This window comes from Streptosporangium sp. NBC_01639, from assembly GCF_045209755.1.
In the GTDB taxonomy this organism is placed as follows: domain Bacteria; phylum Actinomycetota; class Actinomycetes; order Streptosporangiales; family Streptosporangiaceae; genus Streptosporangium.
The window spans coordinates 4,439,305-4,456,574 of record NZ_CP109272.1; the positions used below are offsets into that span (position 1 = coordinate 4,439,305).

The 17,270-nt window shown below is 68.3% G+C and carries 14 protein-coding genes; 12 read left to right on the forward strand and 2 right to left on the reverse strand.

Annotation, left to right across the window (positions count from 1 at the left end; translation table 11 throughout):
• Positions 1 to 63: 63 nt before the first annotated feature.
• Entirely contained in the window at positions 64 to 627 is a 564-nt protein-coding gene (locus tag OHA77_RS20200; protein WP_326826740.1) for an NAD(P)H-dependent oxidoreductase, read from the forward strand.
• On the forward strand, positions 588 to 1,697 hold the full coding sequence (locus OHA77_RS20205) for an LLM class flavin-dependent oxidoreductase (RefSeq protein WP_406319647.1): 1,110 nt from the start codon (positions 588 to 590) through the stop codon (positions 1,695 to 1,697). Before OHA77_RS20200 ends, OHA77_RS20205 begins: the two co-directional genes overlap by 40 nt.
• A gap of 133 nt (positions 1,698 to 1,830) precedes the next feature.
• Here OHA77_RS20205 and OHA77_RS20210 read toward each other — a convergent pair whose 3' ends face one another.
• A complete protein-coding gene (locus OHA77_RS20210) occupies positions 1,831 to 2,202 on the reverse strand; it encodes a DUF4267 domain-containing protein (protein WP_406319648.1) in 372 nt (123 codons plus the stop codon).
• An 88-nt stretch (positions 2,203 to 2,290) separates the two neighbouring features.
• Here OHA77_RS20210 and OHA77_RS20215 point away from each other — a divergent pair, with 88 nt between their 5' ends.
• On the forward strand, positions 2,291 to 2,866 hold the full coding sequence (locus OHA77_RS20215; RefSeq protein ID WP_406319649.1) for a TetR/AcrR family transcriptional regulator: 576 nt from the start codon (positions 2,291 to 2,293) through the stop codon (positions 2,864 to 2,866).
• Positions 2,867 to 2,925: 59 nt separating this feature from the next.
• Here OHA77_RS20215 and OHA77_RS20220 read toward each other — a convergent pair whose 3' ends face one another.
• Complete coding sequence (locus OHA77_RS20220; RefSeq protein ID WP_406319650.1) at positions 2,926 to 4,557, reverse strand: pyruvate, phosphate dikinase; 1,632 nt, start codon at positions 4,555 to 4,557, stop codon at positions 2,926 to 2,928.
• A 101-nt stretch (positions 4,558 to 4,658) separates the two neighbouring features.
• On the opposite strand from OHA77_RS20220, the gene OHA77_RS20225 reads away from it, so the two are divergent.
• From OHA77_RS20225 to OHA77_RS20265, 9 genes are all read left to right on the forward strand, one after another.
• Positions 4,659 to 5,201 (forward strand): transcriptional regulator, encoded by a 543-nt coding sequence (locus tag OHA77_RS20225; RefSeq protein ID WP_406319651.1) that lies wholly within the window; start codon positions 4,659 to 4,661, stop codon positions 5,199 to 5,201.
• A gap of 664 nt (positions 5,202 to 5,865) precedes the next feature.
• Positions 5,866 to 7,146 (forward strand): ABC transporter substrate-binding protein, encoded by a 1,281-nt coding sequence (locus tag OHA77_RS20230; protein WP_406319653.1) that lies wholly within the window; start codon positions 5,866 to 5,868, stop codon positions 7,144 to 7,146.
• Between the two features lie 63 nt (positions 7,147 to 7,209).
• Positions 7,210 to 8,187 (forward strand): sugar ABC transporter permease, encoded by a 978-nt coding sequence (locus OHA77_RS20235; RefSeq protein WP_326826733.1) that lies wholly within the window; start codon positions 7,210 to 7,212, stop codon positions 8,185 to 8,187.
• Positions 8,188 to 8,279: 92 nt separating this feature from the next.
• Complete coding sequence (locus tag OHA77_RS20240; RefSeq protein ID WP_326826732.1) at positions 8,280 to 9,101, forward strand: carbohydrate ABC transporter permease; 822 nt, start codon at positions 8,280 to 8,282, stop codon at positions 9,099 to 9,101.
• 65 nt (positions 9,102 to 9,166) lie between these two features.
• On the forward strand, positions 9,167 to 11,593 hold the full coding sequence (locus tag OHA77_RS20245; RefSeq protein ID WP_406319655.1) for a glycoside hydrolase family 10 protein: 2,427 nt from the start codon (positions 9,167 to 9,169) through the stop codon (positions 11,591 to 11,593).
• 22 nt (positions 11,594 to 11,615) lie between these two features.
• A complete protein-coding gene (locus OHA77_RS20250) occupies positions 11,616 to 13,766 on the forward strand; it encodes an alpha-galactosidase (protein WP_406319657.1) in 2,151 nt (716 codons plus the stop codon).
• A 7-nt stretch (positions 13,767 to 13,773) separates the two neighbouring features.
• Entirely contained in the window at positions 13,774 to 15,483 is a 1,710-nt protein-coding gene (locus tag OHA77_RS20255) for a glycoside hydrolase family 13 protein (protein ID WP_406319659.1), read from the forward strand.
• A 39-nt stretch (positions 15,484 to 15,522) separates the two neighbouring features.
• Positions 15,523 to 16,257 carry a GntR family transcriptional regulator gene (locus OHA77_RS20260; RefSeq protein ID WP_326826728.1) on the forward strand — a complete coding sequence of 245 codons (735 nt, stop codon included), beginning with the start codon at positions 15,523 to 15,525 and terminating at the stop codon, positions 16,255 to 16,257.
• 140 nt (positions 16,258 to 16,397) lie between these two features.
• Positions 16,398 to 17,147: an N-acetylmannosamine-6-phosphate 2-epimerase gene (locus tag OHA77_RS20265; RefSeq protein WP_406319661.1), complete on the forward strand. Its 750-nt coding sequence runs from the start codon at positions 16,398 to 16,400 to the stop codon at positions 17,145 to 17,147.
• Positions 17,148 to 17,270 lie beyond the last annotated feature (123 nt).

Genomic DNA, 17,270 nt, shown 5'->3' on the forward strand with positions numbered 1-17,270 from the left:
ACGTATAAACTCACGCTGCCTACGATCCAGTTGATACATCAACTCGAACGGAAAGCAGACATCATGCTCAAGATCGGCATTGTCATCGGCAGCACGCGTCCCGGCCGGCTCGCGGAACCGGTCGCCCACTGGGTCCACGAAATCGCCCAGAAGCGCGGTGACGCGGACTTCGAGCTGGTCGACATCGCCGACTACGGACTGCCGCACTTCGACGAGGCGATCCCCCCGTCGGCGGGCCAGTACGCGCACCAGCACACCCGGACGTGGGCCCGGAAGGTAGCCGAATTCGACGGGTACGTTCTCGTGACACCCGAGTACAACCACGCCGTTCCGGCCGCGCTCAAGAACGCCCTGGACTTCGTCTACGCCGAGTGGAACGACAAGGCGGTCGGCTTCGTCTCCTACGGGGGTTCCGGTGGGGTGCGCGCGGTCGAGCAGCTCCGCCAGGTCGCCGGTGAGCTGCAGCTCGCCGACGTCCGGACGCAGGTCGAACTGAGCCTGTTCACCGATTTCGTGGACTACTCCGTGCTCGCCCCCACCCCCCGCCAGGAGGGCACCCTCACCACGCTGCTCGACCAGGTCGTCAAGTGGAGTACGGCGTTGCGCACGGTCCGGGCATCGCGGTGAAATTCCTCGTCCTGCCGCATGTCTCCGGCCGGCACAAGCCGACCACCCAGCGGTTGCGCGAGCTGGTGGAGAACGCCGTACTCGCCGAGCAGCTGGGCTTCGACGCCTACGGTGTCGGCGAGCGGCACGAGCGTCCGTACGAGGAATCCTCCCCGGCGATCATCCTGAGCCACATCGCGGCACACACCTCGAAGATCCGGCTGTTCACCGCGGTGACCGTGCTGAGCCTGCATGATCCGGTGCGCGCGTTCGAGGACTACTCGACCCTGGATCACCTCTCCGGCGGCCGGCTCGACCTGATCATCGGCAAGGGCAACGGCGCGGTGCAGGCACGGCTGTTCAACGTCACGACGGAGGACCAGTGGGAACGGCACCGGGAGAACTACGAGCTGTTCCGACTGCTGTGGCAGCAGGACCAGGTCACCTGGCAGGGCCGCTTCCGCCCCCCGCTCCATGAGGCGGAGGCGCTGCCGCGGCCACTGCAACAGCCCATCCGGGTCTGGCACGGCAGCGCGACCAGCAAGGACTCGGTCGAACTGGCCGCGCGACACGGTGATCCGCTGTTCTCGGCCAACGGTGCGAACACCATCGAGCAGTACGCCGCGCTGGTCCGTCACTACCGGCGGAGATGGGCGTTCCACGGTCACGAGCCGCAGGACGCCCTGGTCGGCGCCGGTACGGCGGGCTACTTCGGGGCGCGCACCTCACAGGAGGCGATCGATAGATATCGCCCGGTCTTCGAGGCCCGGATGGCCGTCATCCAGCGGTACGGCCACGGCCAGAGCCTGCCCTTCGACACCCTGGAGGACTTCGTCGAGCGCAGTTCGGCACTGATCGGCAGCCCACAGCAGATCATCGAGAAGGTGCACCGGTACCACGAGCAGTTCGGCCACGAACTCCTGCACATCCACGTGGACGGCGAGGTCCTGTCCAGGAAGGACTACCTCACCACACTGGAGCTGTTCCAGAGCGACATCGCACCGGTACTGCGCCGGGAACTGCCCAGCCGGCCGTTCCCCGGCCCGCCCGTGTCCGCCGTCCCGGCCGGACTTCACGAGCTTCCCGGCTGACCTCGCACCCGGACGGGGCTGCTTGATCGTGGAGGGCCTCCAGGGGCCTTCCACTCCCTCGGATCTCCTCGTCTTTCCGACAGGTCCCGGTCCTGCTGGGGTCGGTGTCCGACGCGGAGGCCATCTCTGACTTTCAGATGGCGAAGAGGAGGGCGGCGTTGACGAGGACGACCACGGCGGTGGCGAAGTGGATGCCGAAGGCGACCGCTCTGGTGCCGCCGTGGCGCAGCACGATGAGGGTGTCGCCGAGGGGGACGAGCGCGACGACCAGCATGAACCAGGCTTCGGCGCGAGCGCCGGCGAAGGCGAGCAGGGCGAGGCCGAGGATGCCGTAGGTGAGGTCGCGCAGGCCTTTGATGGTCAGATAAGCGGCGTCTCCATCTTTTTTGGCCGGGACACCATAGCCGGCGGCTGCGGGGTGGGGCACAAGGAGGAAGCGGAGGCCGATGAAGACGATGAAGAGGTTGAGCACGATGGCCAGACCATAGGCGATGGGGGTGAGCATGGTCGTCTCCGTTTGTTAGCAGCGCTAGGTTCGAGAGCAAAACTAACATACCCCCAGCAGAAAGACTAGCGATGCTAGAATCATGGTCATGTCGATCCAGGAGCGCCGAGAGCGCGAGCGAGCAGAGCGAGGGCGGCTGATCGTCACAACCGCCCGGGAACTGGCCGAAGCAGAAGGCTGGGACGCGGTGACCACCCGGCGACTCGCCGAAGAGATCGAATACAGCCAGCCCGTCCTCTACAGCCACTTCAAAGGCAAAGACGCCATCATGGCCGCGGTCGCCGTGGAAGGCTGCGCCGAACTCGCCGCCGAACTGCACACGGTCCGCACATCGGCGAACGACCCGCAGCAGGCCATCGCCGCCGTCGGCGCGGCGTACGCGGCGTTCGCCGAGCAACGACCCGCCCTGTATGACGTGATGTTCACCCACATCGTCGACCTGCCGTTCGCCACCCCCCAAGCACCACCCGCCCTGCAGGAGGCCTTCGCCGAGCTACGCGAGACCGTCCGCCCGTTCGCCGGCGCCGACGACAACCTGGAGATACTCGTCGAAACCTTCTGGAGCGGGCTGCACGGGCTCCTCGCCCTCATGCGCAGCGGCCGGCTCCGGCCCGAGGACCACGATCGGCGACTGGCGGCACTGATCAGACGCTTCTCGACCTGACCAGAGCCCTGCGTCGCAGCCCGGGCAGGTGCCGCGCCGGATGTCGAGGACCGGAAGCACTAGGTGTTCCGAAGGACCGCGTGGGCCGCAACGAGGCGTTCCACCTCGTTGCGGCCCGAGTCACCGCCGGAGACCTCAACAGCCCATTCGAGTAGGCGGCGCAGGTGGGAGTCGGTCGCGGCGGTAACGATGCGGAGGCCGCCGACGAAGACCTCTCCACCCGTCCCGTCGATGGTGATGAGTGTGCCTTCCGGGAAGGTGCGTCCACCGGCTCGCACGCAGGCGGCGGCGATGTCGACCGTGAGGTCCGCGGCTCCCACGACGGCGGGTTTGCCCATTGCTCGCGCGACGACGGCGGCGTGGCTGGTCGGCCCGCCCCGGGCGGTGACGACTCCCACGGCGGCGGCCAGGCCGTGCATGTCGAGCGGGGAGGTGTGTGGACGCACCAGGATGACCGGACCGTCGGCAGCCATCCGCGCCGCACTGTCGGCGGTGGTCGCCACCCTGCCGACCGCGACACCCGGACAGGCACCCAGCCCTCGGGTGAGGAGGTCGACCGCGCCGGCTGTCGCTATCCGGGGCGTACGAGCGTGTTGGAGATGCTGCGGCGAGACCCGGAGCAGTGCCTCGCGGCGGCTGATGACGCCCTCATCGGCCAGGTCGACCGCGACACGGACGGCAGCGCGTCCGACGAGGCCGCCGGGCCGCACCTGCAGAATCCACAGCGCACCTGCCTCGAAGGTGAACTCCACGTGGCATGCGTCGCGGTAGTGCTCCTCGATGCGGTTCATGGCATCCAGCAGGCCGGCCCACACTGCCGGCTCTTGTTCGGACAGTTCGGGCAGCGGCCGAGTCGTCGACCTCCCGGAGACGACGTCCTCGCCTTGGCGACCGAACAGGACTTCACCGAACGGAACGCGCTCACCGGTGTTGGGATTGCGACTGAACGCGACACCGGTGCCACTGTGGTTGTCGCGGTTCCCGAAGACCATGGCCTGCACGATGACGGCTGTGCCGAGTTCGTGCGGGATGTCGTGCAGTCCGCGGTAAGTCTTGGCGCGCGGCGTGTCCCAGGACGAGAACACGGCCCTGACGGCCGGCTCCAACTGCCTCATCGCGTCGTCCGGGACGGGCCCGCCGGCCCGTTCGCGGATGAGGGTCTCAATGCCGCGAATCGCATCGGCAAGGCGTGTCTCCTCGCTGCCGGCGCCGTGTTCGGCCACCTCACGCGCGATGGCTTCCAGGCTCTCCGGCTCGAAGCCGAAGACCGCCGAGGCGAAGCTGGTCAAGAACCGCAGGCGCGAGTCGAGCGCGAACCGCGGATCACCTGTCTCAGCCGCCAGCCCCGCCGTGGTCTCAGCGGTGAGGCCAAGGTTGAGGACGGTGTTCATCATGCCGGGCATCGACACGCTGCCGCCTGAGCGAACCGACACCACCAGTGGTCGCTCGGGCCCGCCGAGGCGCCGCCGGGTGGCGGCTTCGAGATCGGAGACGGCAGCCGCCAGCTCGGCATCGAGGCCCTCGGGGAGCCGTCCGTCACGGAGAAAAGCGCGACATGCCCCGGTGCCGATGACGAACCCCGGGGGCACCGGAACGCCAAGCCGTCGCAGTACGGCGAGGCCGTACCCCTTGCCGCCAAGGACGCTCGCGGTTTCCTCGGCCTCCGCCGAGAGCGGGTGGATCCAGGCCATCGGTGTAGCCTATCGACGTGCCGAGCCTGCCCCATTCGACCAGCGCTGACTTGTTGGTGCTCCACTCGCTTCGCTGTATCGGATTCGCCGGTCTCGCCCGTGTGTCCGAAGCGACGGGGCTGCCTGCGCCCGATGTCGAATCCGAGCTGATCGATCTCGCGGTGGCCGGCCTGGTCACCCATGTTTCGGGTGACTTCGGTGGGTGGGGTCTCACCGAGGCCGGCCGCGCCGCGGACAGCGAGCGGATCTCCGCCGAGCTGGACACAGCGGGCACCCGAACCGCAGTGGCCGAGGCGTACGACGACTTTCTCGTGCTCAATCCGGAGCTGCTCGATCTCTGCACGGCGTGGCAGATGCGATCCGTCGACGGTGTCGCGCTACCGAATGACCACACCGATCCTGCCTACGACTCCCGGGTCCTGGCTCTGCTCACCGACTTCCACCGACGTGCCGACGTCGTCTGCGCAGACCTGTTCGCAGCGATGCTCCGGTTCCAGCGGTATCAGACCCGGCTCGCCTACGCGCTCACGCGCGTCAGGTCCGGCGAGTCGGACTACGTGACGGACAACCTCGAGGCTTACCACACCGTGTGGTTCCAACTTCACGAAGACCTGCTTGTCACTCTGGGCATCCCCCGACACTGAGCTGTTCTGACCCGTCCAGCGGTTTTCGTCTCGGCGTCCAGTCCCTGCGGGCGTGCGCCACCGGCCGGGGTGGCCGGCGGGTGTCCTCCGTCCAGGGCGTGTGCGTCGCCAAGGGTGCGCTCGATCAGGTCGGCGATCTGTGCGCGGGTAGCAGGCCCGTGTGAATCGGCCGACCCGATCGGTTCGGCGATCCATGCGTGGGTGGCAGGCCCGTGTGAATCGGCCGACCCGATCAGGTCGCGGACCGGATCGAGTCGGGCTTCGGCGTTCCGCGAGACGAAACCGCCGCGGCACAGCGGCCCGCGCCCACGCTCGCACCATGGCCGGGAAAGGACTACACCAGTGAGCCCTCGGAGTGAACGGCCGCCCCACTCGCCGTCTCGATCCCAGCGTCGAGATCGCGATGTGCGTCCGACGGGTCAGCCGGGCAGGTAGCCTGCCCGCGTGACCTACCAAGGCATGAAATGGCAGGTGAGCCGTACCGGGCTGCTTCCGGGCCGGTGACGCCCATGCCCCGCGCGCGACTCACCCGGCATGTGTCAGATTGGGACTGATGGGTCAGGAGAAGCAGTCTTGACAAAATGGTATATACCTATTAGCTTCCCAAGCCATACCACTTAGTCAGGGCCTGCGGTGACGATGGCCGAACGCGGGAGGCAAAAAGATGATCAAACGAGGGGCCATTGCAGCCGGTGCCGTCCTCGCGGGTACGGTGCTGTTGTCCGCCTGCGGGCTCTCCGGAACGGACGACGGCGGTCAGCCGGAAGCCGGCGGCAAAGTCACCGGAAAGGTGACGCTGCAGACCTGGAACCTCAAGTCCCAGTTCTCCGACTACATCGAGGGCGTCATCACCGCCTTCGAGAAGACGTACCCGGGGACTGACGTCACCTGGCTCGATCAGCCCGGTGACGGTTACGAAGAGAAGCTCCTCGCTCAGGCGAGTGCGGGAGAGCTGCCGGACGTGACCAACACCACTCCCGTCTTCAGCTACCAGCTGGCGAAGGAGGGGCTCCTGGCCGACCTCGACTCGGTCGATGACTCGCTCAAGGCGACGTATGTCCCGGGCTCGCTGGCCGCCTTCCAGTTCAACGGCCAGAAGGGCACCTACGGTTACCCGTGGTACCTCACCACGGAACTGAACTACTGGAACACCGGCGTGATGGCCGCCGGCGGCCTCGACGCCAAGCGCCCGCCCACGACCCTCGAAGAGCTGGTCACCCAGGCCCGTACGCTCAAGGAGAAGTCCGACGGCAAGTCGTTCCTGATGAGCAGCAAGCCGTACGTGGGCACCCTCACCGCGGCCGGCATTCCCGTCATCAACGAGGCCGGGACGGAGTTCGTCTTCAATTCGGACGAGGCCGTCGCGCTGCTCGACACCTACCGCGAGGCCTACAAGGAGGGGCTGCTGCCCAAGGACGTGCTCACCGACAACTTCCTCGGTAACACGCAGTTGTTCACCAAGGGGTCGGTGGGGTGGACCACCGCCGGCGGCAACTTCATCGGCACGGTGCTGGAGAGCAACCCCTCGCTCAAGGGGAAGATCACCTCTTCGCCCTACATCGGGACGCCTCCGCTCTCCGTACAGGGCGTGTCGATCCCGAAGTCCTCGAAGAACCTTCCCACCGCGAAGGCCCTGGCGCAGTTCCTCACCAACGCGGCGAACCAGGAGGCGTTCGCGAAACTGGTCCCCGGCATCTTCCCCTCGACCACCGCGTCGCAGGCGAACGCCGCGTTCGGCGAGGGTGACGGGACTCCCGAGGGTGACGCCAGAGTGATCGCCTTCAAGGCCCTGACACAGGCGACGGTGCCTGAGCCGGTGCAGCTCACCGGGGCGATGTCGACGTTCGTCAACCAGCAGATCGCGGCGGCCATGACCGGGGGGGTCACCTCCAAGGAGGCGCTCGACTCCGCGGTCGCCAAGTGCAACCAGCTGCTCGCGCAGTAGGGCGAAGGCGGTGCCGGGCCGGATGACACCAGCCGGCCCGGTGCACGGATCGGGAAAGCGCAGATGACCAAGATCAAGACACCGCTTCGCCAGGACCCGTCCTCGAAGCCGCACAGCCCGGCCTCGGTCGACCCGCCACCTGCGGGTGACCGGCCGGATGCCGTACCGGTCCGCACCCACGCCTGGTTCACCCCGTGGCTGCTGTGCCTGCCGGCGATTGTGTTCCTCCTCGTGTTCAACCTGTGGCCCGCGCTGAACGGGTTGGTGCTCGCCTTCACCGACGCCAAGCTTCTGACCGGCGGAGAGTTCACCGGCCTGGAGAACTTCGGCCAGATGCTCGGCGACGACCAGCTCGCGTCGGCGCTGTTGAACGCAGTGGTCTATCTGGCTGTGTGCCTGCCGGTCCTGCTCCTGCTGCCGCTGGGCCTGGCGCTGCTCGTGGAGAAGAAGCTGCCTGGCATCACGTTCTTCAGGACGGTCTTCTACACGCCGGTCGTCGCGTCGGCCGTCGTCGTGGGTCTCATCTGGACCTGGCTGCTGGACGACAGCGGAGCGATCAACTCGATGGCGAAGAACCTCGGGTTCATCAGCGACTCGATACCGTTCCTGACCGACCGATGGCTGGTGATCTTCAGCGCGATCACTTTGACGATCTGGAAGGGCCTCGGCTACTACATGGTCATCTACCTGTCGGCTCTCGGCAGTGTGCCCCCCGAACTCCACGAGGCGGCCGCGGTCGACGGCGCCGGAGCGTGGCGCCGGTTCTGGGCGGTGACGGTGCCGGGTGTCCGCAACACGATGCTCCTCGTCGCGGTCCTCATCACGGTGGGCGCCCTGCGGGTGTTCTCCGAGCTGTACATCCTGACGAACGGCACCGGCGGAGCCGGTGGAGATTCCTCCTCGGTCGTCATGCTGATCCAGATGTACGCACGGGGCTTCAGCGGCAACCTCGGCTACGCCTCGGCCCTGTCGCTGCTGCTGTTCTTCGTCACGCTGGGACCGCTGCTCGTTCTCGCACGTATCAACAGGGTGAAGCCGTGACATCGACATCGGCGCAGGTCCGCTCGCAGCGCCCGGACCACGGATCGGGAGCCGCGCCCAGGGCGCGGCGCGGGTACCGAGGGTTCGCCTCCATGTCCACGCGCGAGAAGGTCGTGCGCTACCTGCTGCTCGTGCTCGTGCTGCTCATCACCGTCGGGCCGTTCGTCTGGCAGTTGTCCACCTCGTTCAAGGGCGCGGGTGAGGACATCTACACGCAGACGCCGTCCCTCCTCCCCGAGGACCCGACGCTGGCCAACTACGTGACCGCCGCTGAGATGGTCCCCATCCTGGGGTTCGCGTGGAACTCCCTCGTCGTGGCCGTGATCTCCGTGACGGGCAACGTCGTGGGGACCACGATGGCCGGTTACGCGCTCTCCCGGCTGCGGTTCCGCGGCGCCAAGCTGATCCTGGGCGCCATCCTCGCGAGCATGCTGATGCCGGCCGAGGCGACACTCGTGGCGCAGTACCTGACGATCCGCTCCATGGGCCTGACCGACACGCTCCTCGGTGTCGCCCTGCCCGGGGCGATCGGCATGCTCAACATCCTGCTCATGCGGACCGCGTTCCTCGCGATCCCGAAGGAGATCGACGAAGCGGCGATCGTCGACGGCGCGAACACCTGGCACCGCTTCCTGCGCATCGGGCTGCCCAATGTGAAGGGAATGGTCGCCGTCGTCTCGGTCTTCGCGTTCATCGCCGCCTGGGACGACTTCCTCTGGCCGTTGCTCGTGCTGACCACTCCGGAGAAGCTCACGCTCACCGTCGGGCTGGAGTATCTGCACGGAGCGTTCTCGGCCAACCCGCGGGTCATCGCAGCCGGAACGATGATCGCTTTCGTCCCGGTGGCCGTCTTCTTCGGCCTCCTTCAGCGGTACTTCTTCCGCGGCGTCGACGCCGGCGCCGTCAAGGGATGACTCATCCCGCGAAACCGTTCCGATCGGATTTTCACCGATCGGCAGAATCCCCCCAGGGAGCCATCATGGGTGTTCATCGACGTGCCGTGTTACGTGGACTCGTCGTCGGCACGGCCGGCGTACTGGCCGTGCCAGGACTGACCTGGGCCGAGGCGGCGTCGGCGTCGAGCCGGGGTGCCGGCGAGCCGTCGGCCGTCACCGTGGATCAGACCACGGTGATGGCCGCGGACGGGACCCGATGGCCCGTCAACGCGGTGGACGGAGCCAGATGGGAGGGCATGCTCGTCCAGTACACCCCTGATTACGGCTTCACCACGTTCACGAACCAGTGGGGTGCCGAGGTCGCGCTCGAAGCGACCACGGAGCCCAACCAGTACCGTGTGACCGCCGCGAACTCGGCCCTGACCGACCCGTCGAAGAGCGGCAACACCGCCATCCCCGCGAACGGCATGGTGCTCAGCGCCGCGCCGGGAGGCGCGCAGGACGCGGTCGCGTTCCTCACCGAGCACTTCGCCGTCGGGGACACCGTCACGATCCTCCGGCCCACCACGGTCGACTCGTCGCAGACGGCGGCCGCGGTGGATCCCACGGCGGAGTCCAACCCTGACGGCGCGACGTTCCCCGGCTTCCGCGGGGCGGACCAGCTCCTCGTCTATACGCCGGCCTATGGCAAGTCGACGGGGACGAACCAGTGGGGCTACGAGCTGATCGTCCAGGGCGGCGCCGTCACGGCCCTGGCCGGCGCGAACACGGTAATCCCGGCCGACGGTCTCGTCCTGAGCGGCCACGGCACCATGGCGACCTGGCTCCAGCAGAACGGGCTCGTCGGCGCGCAGGTGAAGGTCGACGGCAAGACCGTCTCCGTTCACCGGGACGTGACCATCAACATCGTGAGCGCGCGGAACGAGGTCGAGGAACTCGCCGCCGGTATACAGGAACGGCACGACGCATTCGTCAACGCGCCCTTCGACGCCGCCTTCCAGGGCCTGGCGACAGCCCGCGGATGGCTCGCGAAGGCGGATGCCGCCAAGGGCACGGACGACCAGAAAGTCCTGTTCTACTGCGGTGCGGCCATCTCCGCGGCCCGGGAAGCGTACTATCGCTCCCTGCCGAGCCGCCCGGCCGACGCGCGCGGCGTGTGGTACCGGCCGGTAGAGAAGAACGCCGAGCAGATCGCGGCGACGCTGGCGAAGATGAAGGAGACCGGCGTCAACGAGCTGTACCTGGAGACCCTCTGGGGCGGGTACACGCTCTACCCGAGCAAGGTCAACGTGGCGCACGACCTTCCCGCTCAGCGCCCGGAGTTCTCGGGGTTCGACCCGTTGAAGGTGTGGAAGCGGGAGGCGGACCGCCAGAAGATCGCGTTGCACGCGTGGATCGACGGGCTCGCGGTCGGCAACGAGCTCGGCGATGGTCTGGGCCCCATCCTCACCCGGCATCCGGAGTGGGCCGCGGTGGGCCGTGACCATGTCGAGGACGATAAGCCGACGACGTCGCCGAACGGCTTCTACTGGCTGGACGTCACCGATCCGGTGGCCCACACCTACTTCCTCGATCTCTGCGCGGAGATGGTGCGGGAATACCGCCTGGCCGGCATCGACCTCGACTACATGCGCTACCCGGACGAGAGCGACTGGCAGCACAGCTTCAACTTCTCCGACGACGCCCGCGCCGCGTTCAAGGGCCGGGAAGGCGTCGATCCGCTCACCCTGAGCCCGGACGGAACCCCCGACCAATGGGCGAAGTGGACGGCGTTCGTCGGGGAGGAGGAGACGCGCATGGTCACGGACATCTACCGGAAGATCAAGGCGGACGACCCGTCGGTGGTCGTGTCCGAGGCCCCCGAGGCCGGCACCGAGGCGCGGAAGATCGGACAGTGGACCGGGATCGTCGACGTGGTGATCGCCCAGGCGTACACCGAGAATCTCGAAGCCCTGCGCGCGATGGTCGTCGAACACCGCGAGAAGATGACCGGCGGGCAGCTCATCTACACCGGCATCGGGTCGATGTACAACCGCGCCGGCGGACACGCGACGATCCGGCAGTCCACCGCGGCCAAGGACATCGACACCGGAACGATCATCTTCGCCTTCGGGCAGGCGGGCCCCGCGCACGTGCGGGCTCTGTCGATCGGCCCGTGGCGCACACCCGCCATCCCGCCGGGCCGGCGTCCCGTGGCCGCGGCGCGGGCGCTCCTGGAGGAGAGCCGCGACGAGATCGGCAAGCGCTACCTGCCGCGGAACGGAATGGCGCCCTCCGTCGCCACATCGCTGGCCGCCGAGATCAAGGCTTTGGCGCGTGCGCTCGACCGGGAGCGTCTTTCCGACACCGAGCTCACGTCCACCGACAAGCGGCTGAGCACGCTCTCGGGCAGCATCGAGCAACTCACCGCAAAGGGCAGGATCAAGTCCGCCGTGGCGCAGCAGCTGACCGAGCAGATCAGCCGCTGCCGCTCCATCATCGACTACGCGATCAAGCGGCAGATGCGCTGACCGCGCTGAAGGGATGAATCTCATGGATGCCGAAGGGCTTGTCCATCTGCGGGCCGGCGGCGTGTCGCTGGTCGTCGACACCCGGGGCAACGGCCTGCCCAGAGTGGTGCATTGGGGCGCGGACCTCGGGGCGCTCGACGCAGCGGACCTGCTCGCGCTGAGCGCCGTCTCGATCCCGCCGACGGGGTTCGGCCCCGTCGACCAGGTGGTCCCGCTGTCGATCGTTCCCGAGCAGAGCGCCGGCTGGCTCGGAACGCCGGGCCTGTCCGGCCACCGTACCGGACGCGACTTCTCCGCCCGGTTCGTGACGGAGCGGGTGGAAAGCGAGCAAGGTTCAGGACCGATCGCCCACCGGTTGACGATCAGCGCGGCCGACGAGCACGGCCGACTGGGGATATCGCTCGAGATCGAGATGGCGGTCTCCGGCCTCGTACGGCTGCGCGCCACGCTCTCCAACGACGATCCCGGGCTCGACTACACCCTGGACGGTCTCCTGCTCACGCTGCCCGTGCCGCTGCGGGCGCAGGAGATCCTCGACTTCTCCGGCCGGCACCTGAGAGAGCGGTCACCTCAGCGGCACGCCTTCACCCAGGGCACTCACCAGCGCGACAACCGCCGCGGCCGCACCGGAGGGGACGCCACGCTGCTGCTCCTCGCCGGCGCGCCGGCCTTCTCCTTCGAGCACGGCGAGGTCTGGGGACTGCACGTCGCCTGGAGCGGCAATCACCGGACCCTCGCGGAGCGCAATCCCGATGGCGTCGGCCTGCTCGGCGGCGGTGAGCTGCTCCTCCCGGGCGAGGGCACGCTCGCGCCGGGGGAGTCGTACACCTCGCCGTGGGTCTTCGGCAGCTGGGGCCGTGGCCTGAACGACCTGTCGGCGCGCTTTCACGACTACCTCCGGGCCCGCCCGCAGCATCCGGGCGCACGCCGGCCCGTCGTGCTCAACACCTGGGAAGCGGTCTACTTCGACCAGGACGTCAACGTGCTCACCGAGCTCGCCGACCTGGCCGCCGAGATCGGCGTCGAACGGTTCGTGCTGGACGACGGCTGGTTCCGTCACCGCCGCGACGATCATGCCGGACTGGGTGACTGGTACGTCGACGAGAGCGTGTGGCCGGGCGGGCTGCACGGGTTCGCCGACCACATTCGCGAGGCCGGGATGCAGTTCGGCCTCTGGTTCGAGCCCGAGATGATCAACGTCGACTCCGACCTGGCGCGCGCCCACCCCGAGTGGATCCTCTCGGCCGGCTACCGGCTGCCGCCCGAGGGCCGCCATCAGCAGGTTCTCGACCTGGCCGAGCCCGGGGCCTTCGCGTACATCCTGGAGCGGATGAGCGCATTGATCACCGAGTACGGCATCGCCTACATCAAGTGGGACCACAACCGCGACCTGGTCGAACCCGGGCGGGCCGCGCACGGCCGGGCCGGCGTGCACGAGCAGACCCGAGCGGTGTACCGGCTGATCGACACCCTCAAGTCCCGCCATCCGGGGCTGGAGATCGAGTCCTGCTCCTCCGGGGGCGCCCGCGCCGACCTCGGCATCCTCGACCGGACCGAGCGGATCTGGGCCAGCGACTGCATCGACGCCCTCGAGCGGCAGCAGATCGAGCGCTGGACCGGTCTGCTGCTGCCGCCGGAGATGATGGGCTCACACGTCGGCTCCCCCGCCTCGCACGCCACCGCCCGCGTACACGACCTGGCCTTCCGCGCCGGTACGGCCCTCTTCGGCAGCTTCGGGATCGAGTGGGACCTGCGATCGGCTTCGCCGGCCGACCGGCAGGCCCTGGCCGAGTGGACAGCGCTCTACCAGCAGCACCAGGAGCTGCTCCACACGGGACGCGTCATCCACGTCGACCACCCCGACCCGGCGCTCCAGGTGCATGGAGTCGTGGCCGCGGACTCCGCCGAAGCGCTCTTCACCTTCGTGGCCGTCGCCACGTCGGCGCAGACCCGGCCCGGACCGGTCCGGGTGCCGGGGCTCGCCCCGGACGCGGACTACCAGGTCACCCCGCTGCCTCTCACCGCGGAGGTCTCCAGGTTCCTCGCAGGCACCTGCCCGCCGTGGTGGACCGGCGGCATCACGCTGCCCGGCCGGGTCCTCGCGGAGCACGGTGTTCAGCTGCCCGCGCTCTTTCCCGAACGGCTCATCCTGGTCCACTTCGCCCGAGTGTGACCGTCCCATGAGTCCCGCAACAGAGAAGGATCATCCCGTGACCGACGTGAAGAGCGCACCGGCGCACGTGCTCGCCGCCCGAGCAGGCGACCCCGGCTGGTGGCGGCAGGCCGTGGTCTACCAGATCTATCCGCGCAGCTTCGCGGACGGCAACGGCGACGGCATCGGCGACCTCGCGGGGATCATCTCGCGTGTCGACCATCTCGCCGAACTCGGTGTCGACGCCGTCTGGATGAGCCCGTTCTACCCGTCAGCACTGGCCGACGGCGGATACGACGTCGACGACTACCGGGACGTCGATCCCCGGATCGGCACCCTCGACCAGTTCGACGTGCTGGTCGAGGCGCTGCACGTGCGCGGCATCCGGCTCATCATCGACCTCGTCCCGAACCACTCCTCGGATCGTCACGAGTGGTTCCAGGCCGCTCTCGCCGCGAAGGCCGGGTCGCCAGAGCGGGATCGGTTCATCTTCCGGGACGGCCTGGGGGAGAACGGTGAGCTTCCGCCGTCCGACTGGAAGTCGCTCTTCGGCGGCCCGGCCTGGACGCGCGTGCCCGACGGGCAGTGGTACCTGCACATTTTCGCCGAGGAGCAACCCGACTGGAACTGGGCGAATCCCGAGGTCCACGCGGACTTCCTGCGGACGCTGGCGTTCTGGGGCGACCGCGGCGTCGACGGCTTCCGCGTCGACGTGGCCAACGCCCTGACCAAGCGGCTCCCCGAGGTGTTGCCCAGCCAAGCGGACCTGGGGGACGAGACGTTGTACGCCGTGGGCGATCACTGGCTGTGGGACCGTGACGACGTCCATGACATCTATGCCGAATGGCGGGCGCTGTTCGACCGGTACGACCCTCCGCTCATGGCGGTCGCCGAGGCCTGGGTGCCCGCCGAGCGCCGAGTCCGGTACGCGGACGCCGCGGGCCTGGGGCAGGCCTTCAACTTCGACCTGCTGCGGGCAGACTGGGACCCCGAGCAGTTCCGTACGATCGTCAGCGACAACCTGGCGCTGGCGGAGCCCTCGGGAAGCTCGACCACCTGGGTGTTCTCCAATCACGACGTGGTCCGCCACGCGACCCGTTACGGGCTCGCCGGGGGAGGCGACGGCAACGACTGGCTCCTCTCGCGCGGGACGGAGCCGGTCGAGGACAGAGACCTCGGAGCACGGCGGTCGCGGGCGGTCACCCTGCTGGCCCTGGCACTGCCCGGCAGCACCTATGTGTACCAAGGGGAGGAACTCGGTCTGCCGGAGGTGGCCACGATCCCCGACGAAGCCCGCCAGGACGTGGTCTTCTTCCGCAAGGGTGGCATCGAGATGGGCCGGGACGGGTGCCGGGTGCCGCTCCCCTGGAGCGAACACGGGACCTCCTTCGGGTTCGGCCCGAACGGCGCCCACCTGCCGCAGCCGGCCTGGTTCGCCGAGTACGCGGCCGATGTGCAGGAGAAGTCGCCGGACTCGACCCTGCACTTCTACCGCCGGGCGCTCAGCCTGCGCCGCAGGCTGCAGACCACGGGGACGCTCGAGTGGCTCACGACCGACTCGACCGTCGTCGCGTTCCGGCGGCCGAACGGCTGGGTGTCGATGACGAATTTCGGCACGGAGCCGACCGTGTTGCCGGAGGGAGAGCCGCTGTTGGCCAGCGGGCCGTTGACCGACGGAAACCTCCTCCCCCCGGACACGACGGTCTGGCTTCGGGCTGTCGTTCAGGTCTCTGCTTGATTTTTTGGATGATCGGTATATACCTCTTATGCTCATGACATGACATCGAACCCGTCCGGCCCGGTGACGGCGAAGCTGCCGAAGTACCTGCAGATCAAGGAGTCGTTGCTGGCGGACTACGTCGAAGGACAGCCGGCTGGTCACATGCTGCCGCCGGAGCGCATCCTTGCGCAGGACTTCGGGGTCACACGGGTCACGTTGCGGCGGGCGATCGACGAGCTCGAATCCGACGGTCTCGTCTACCGGGTGCAGGGCGGCGGCACCTTCTGCGTCGGGCCGGCGATCGCGAAGTCGCTCAAGTTGACGTCGTTCTCCGAGGACATCCGCGCCCGAGGGCGCAAGCCCAGTTCCGTCGTCCTCGAGGTCGGCATCGCGCCGGCGGGCGAGGAGGCCGGGCGCAACCTGCGGCTCAGCCCGGGCGAACCGATCCTGCTGCTCCGCCGGCTGCGCCGGGCGGATGGCGAGCCCATGTGCCTCGAGGCGTGCGCGCTGCCCGCCGAGAGCGTCCCGGGCCTGCAGGACATGGATCTGACGGGCTCACTGTACGAGCTCGTCGGCCGCGAGTTCGGGCTGTATCCCTCGTGGGCGGAGCAGCGCGTCGAGGCGACGGTACTGGCGCCGGACGACGCGAAACTCCTTGGCGTGCCGTCGTTCTCGGCGGCCCTGCGCGCGACGCGGGTCTCCTATGACACGCGCGGCAAGGCGGTCGAGTACTGCGTCACGACCTATCGCGCCGACCGGTACGCGTTGCAGTTCGCCGTCAGGAGAGACTGACCGGACGTTCGGGGAGACAGGGCGCCTGCCACCGCGGAGGCTCCCTCAGACGTGCCCTCGACGCCTGACCCCGGCCATGGACTGGGGATTAATTGGTTGCATTGATGTGAAAAATGGTATATACCAATTATGTGCAGTCAATGGATGGAGCTGGTTCCGATCTGTCCCGTAAGGAGGCGCGAGCCTCTACGGTCGCTCGCCTGGAAGGGGGCGTGGTCGTCTCGGCTCAAACTCACCGGCCAGGCGGGCCATTGGACGATCCGGACACACTCGTCCGGCTCGCGATCGCGGCCGAACTCGGGGGCGCAAGAGGCTTTCGCGTCGCCGGCCCCGAGGTTGTGGAGCTGCTACGCGGCCGGACCACATTGCCGATCATCGGCATCACGAAGCGGCCGGACCTGGGGCATGAGGTGTTCATCACGCCGAGCGTAGGGGACGCGGTCGCGCTGATCGACGCGGGCGCCGACATCGTCGCTGCGGACGCCGCACCACAGGGCCGTCCGGCCGACTCGTTCGCCGACATCGTCGCGGCCTGCCACCGTAGAGGTGTCGCCGTCGTGGCCGACTGCGCGACCGTCGAGCAGGGCCTGGCCGTTGCCGCAGGGCAGGGAGCCCCCGACATGGTGGCGACGACCTTGGCCGGATACACCGTGGAGACGCGCAGCGTGACGCCGCCCGATCTCAGCATGACCGCCGTCCTCGCCGCACAACTGTCCGTCCCCGTGATCACCGAGGGCGGGATCTGGGACCCGAGCGGGGTCGAGGCCGCCTTCGCCGCGGGGGCCTATGCCGTCGTCGTCGGTTCCGCGGTGACCGACCCCGAGCGCATCACCAGGCGTATGACAGGAACCACGCGAGATGCGACCGGTCCGAGCTCACACCGGTCATGATCCGGCGTCGGGCGAGCGCCCCACTCGACCGGTCACGCAGCCCAGGAGCCGCCCCATGCAGTCCCCCTTAACGCGTCACCCGGACCTTCCACATCAAGGTGACTCCCCCCTTTCCCCGGGGCG

Bases quoted from the DNA above. Each gene is read 5' to 3' on its own strand.
- OHA77_RS20235 (WP_326826733.1), top strand. From the start codon at position 7,210: ATGACCAAGATCAAGACACCGCTTCGCCAGGACCCGTCCTCGAAGCCG.
- OHA77_RS20230 (WP_406319653.1), top strand. From the start codon at position 5,866: ATGATCAAACGAGGGGCCATTGCAGCCGGTGCCGTCCTCGCGGGTACG.
- OHA77_RS20200 (WP_326826740.1), top strand. From the start codon at position 64: ATGCTCAAGATCGGCATTGTCATCGGCAGCACGCGTCCCGGCCGGCTC.
- OHA77_RS20255 (WP_406319659.1), top strand. From the start codon at position 13,774: ATGAGTCCCGCAACAGAGAAGGATCATCCCGTGACCGACGTGAAGAGC.
- OHA77_RS20210 (WP_406319648.1), bottom strand. From the start codon at position 2,202: ATGCTCACCCCCATCGCCTATGGTCTGGCCATCGTGCTCAACCTCTTC.
- OHA77_RS20265 (WP_406319661.1), top strand. From the start codon at position 16,398: ATGGATGGAGCTGGTTCCGATCTGTCCCGTAAGGAGGCGCGAGCCTCT.
- OHA77_RS20250 (WP_406319657.1), top strand. From the start codon at position 11,616: ATGGATGCCGAAGGGCTTGTCCATCTGCGGGCCGGCGGCGTGTCGCTG.
- OHA77_RS20240 (WP_326826732.1), top strand. From the start codon at position 8,280: ATGTCCACGCGCGAGAAGGTCGTGCGCTACCTGCTGCTCGTGCTCGTG.
- OHA77_RS20220 (WP_406319650.1), bottom strand. From the start codon at position 4,557: ATGGCCTGGATCCACCCGCTCTCGGCGGAGGCCGAGGAAACCGCGAGC.
- OHA77_RS20260 (WP_326826728.1), top strand. From the start codon at position 15,523: ATGACATCGAACCCGTCCGGCCCGGTGACGGCGAAGCTGCCGAAGTAC.
- OHA77_RS20215 (WP_406319649.1), top strand. From the start codon at position 2,291: ATGTCGATCCAGGAGCGCCGAGAGCGCGAGCGAGCAGAGCGAGGGCGG.
- OHA77_RS20245 (WP_406319655.1), top strand. From the start codon at position 9,167: ATGGGTGTTCATCGACGTGCCGTGTTACGTGGACTCGTCGTCGGCACG.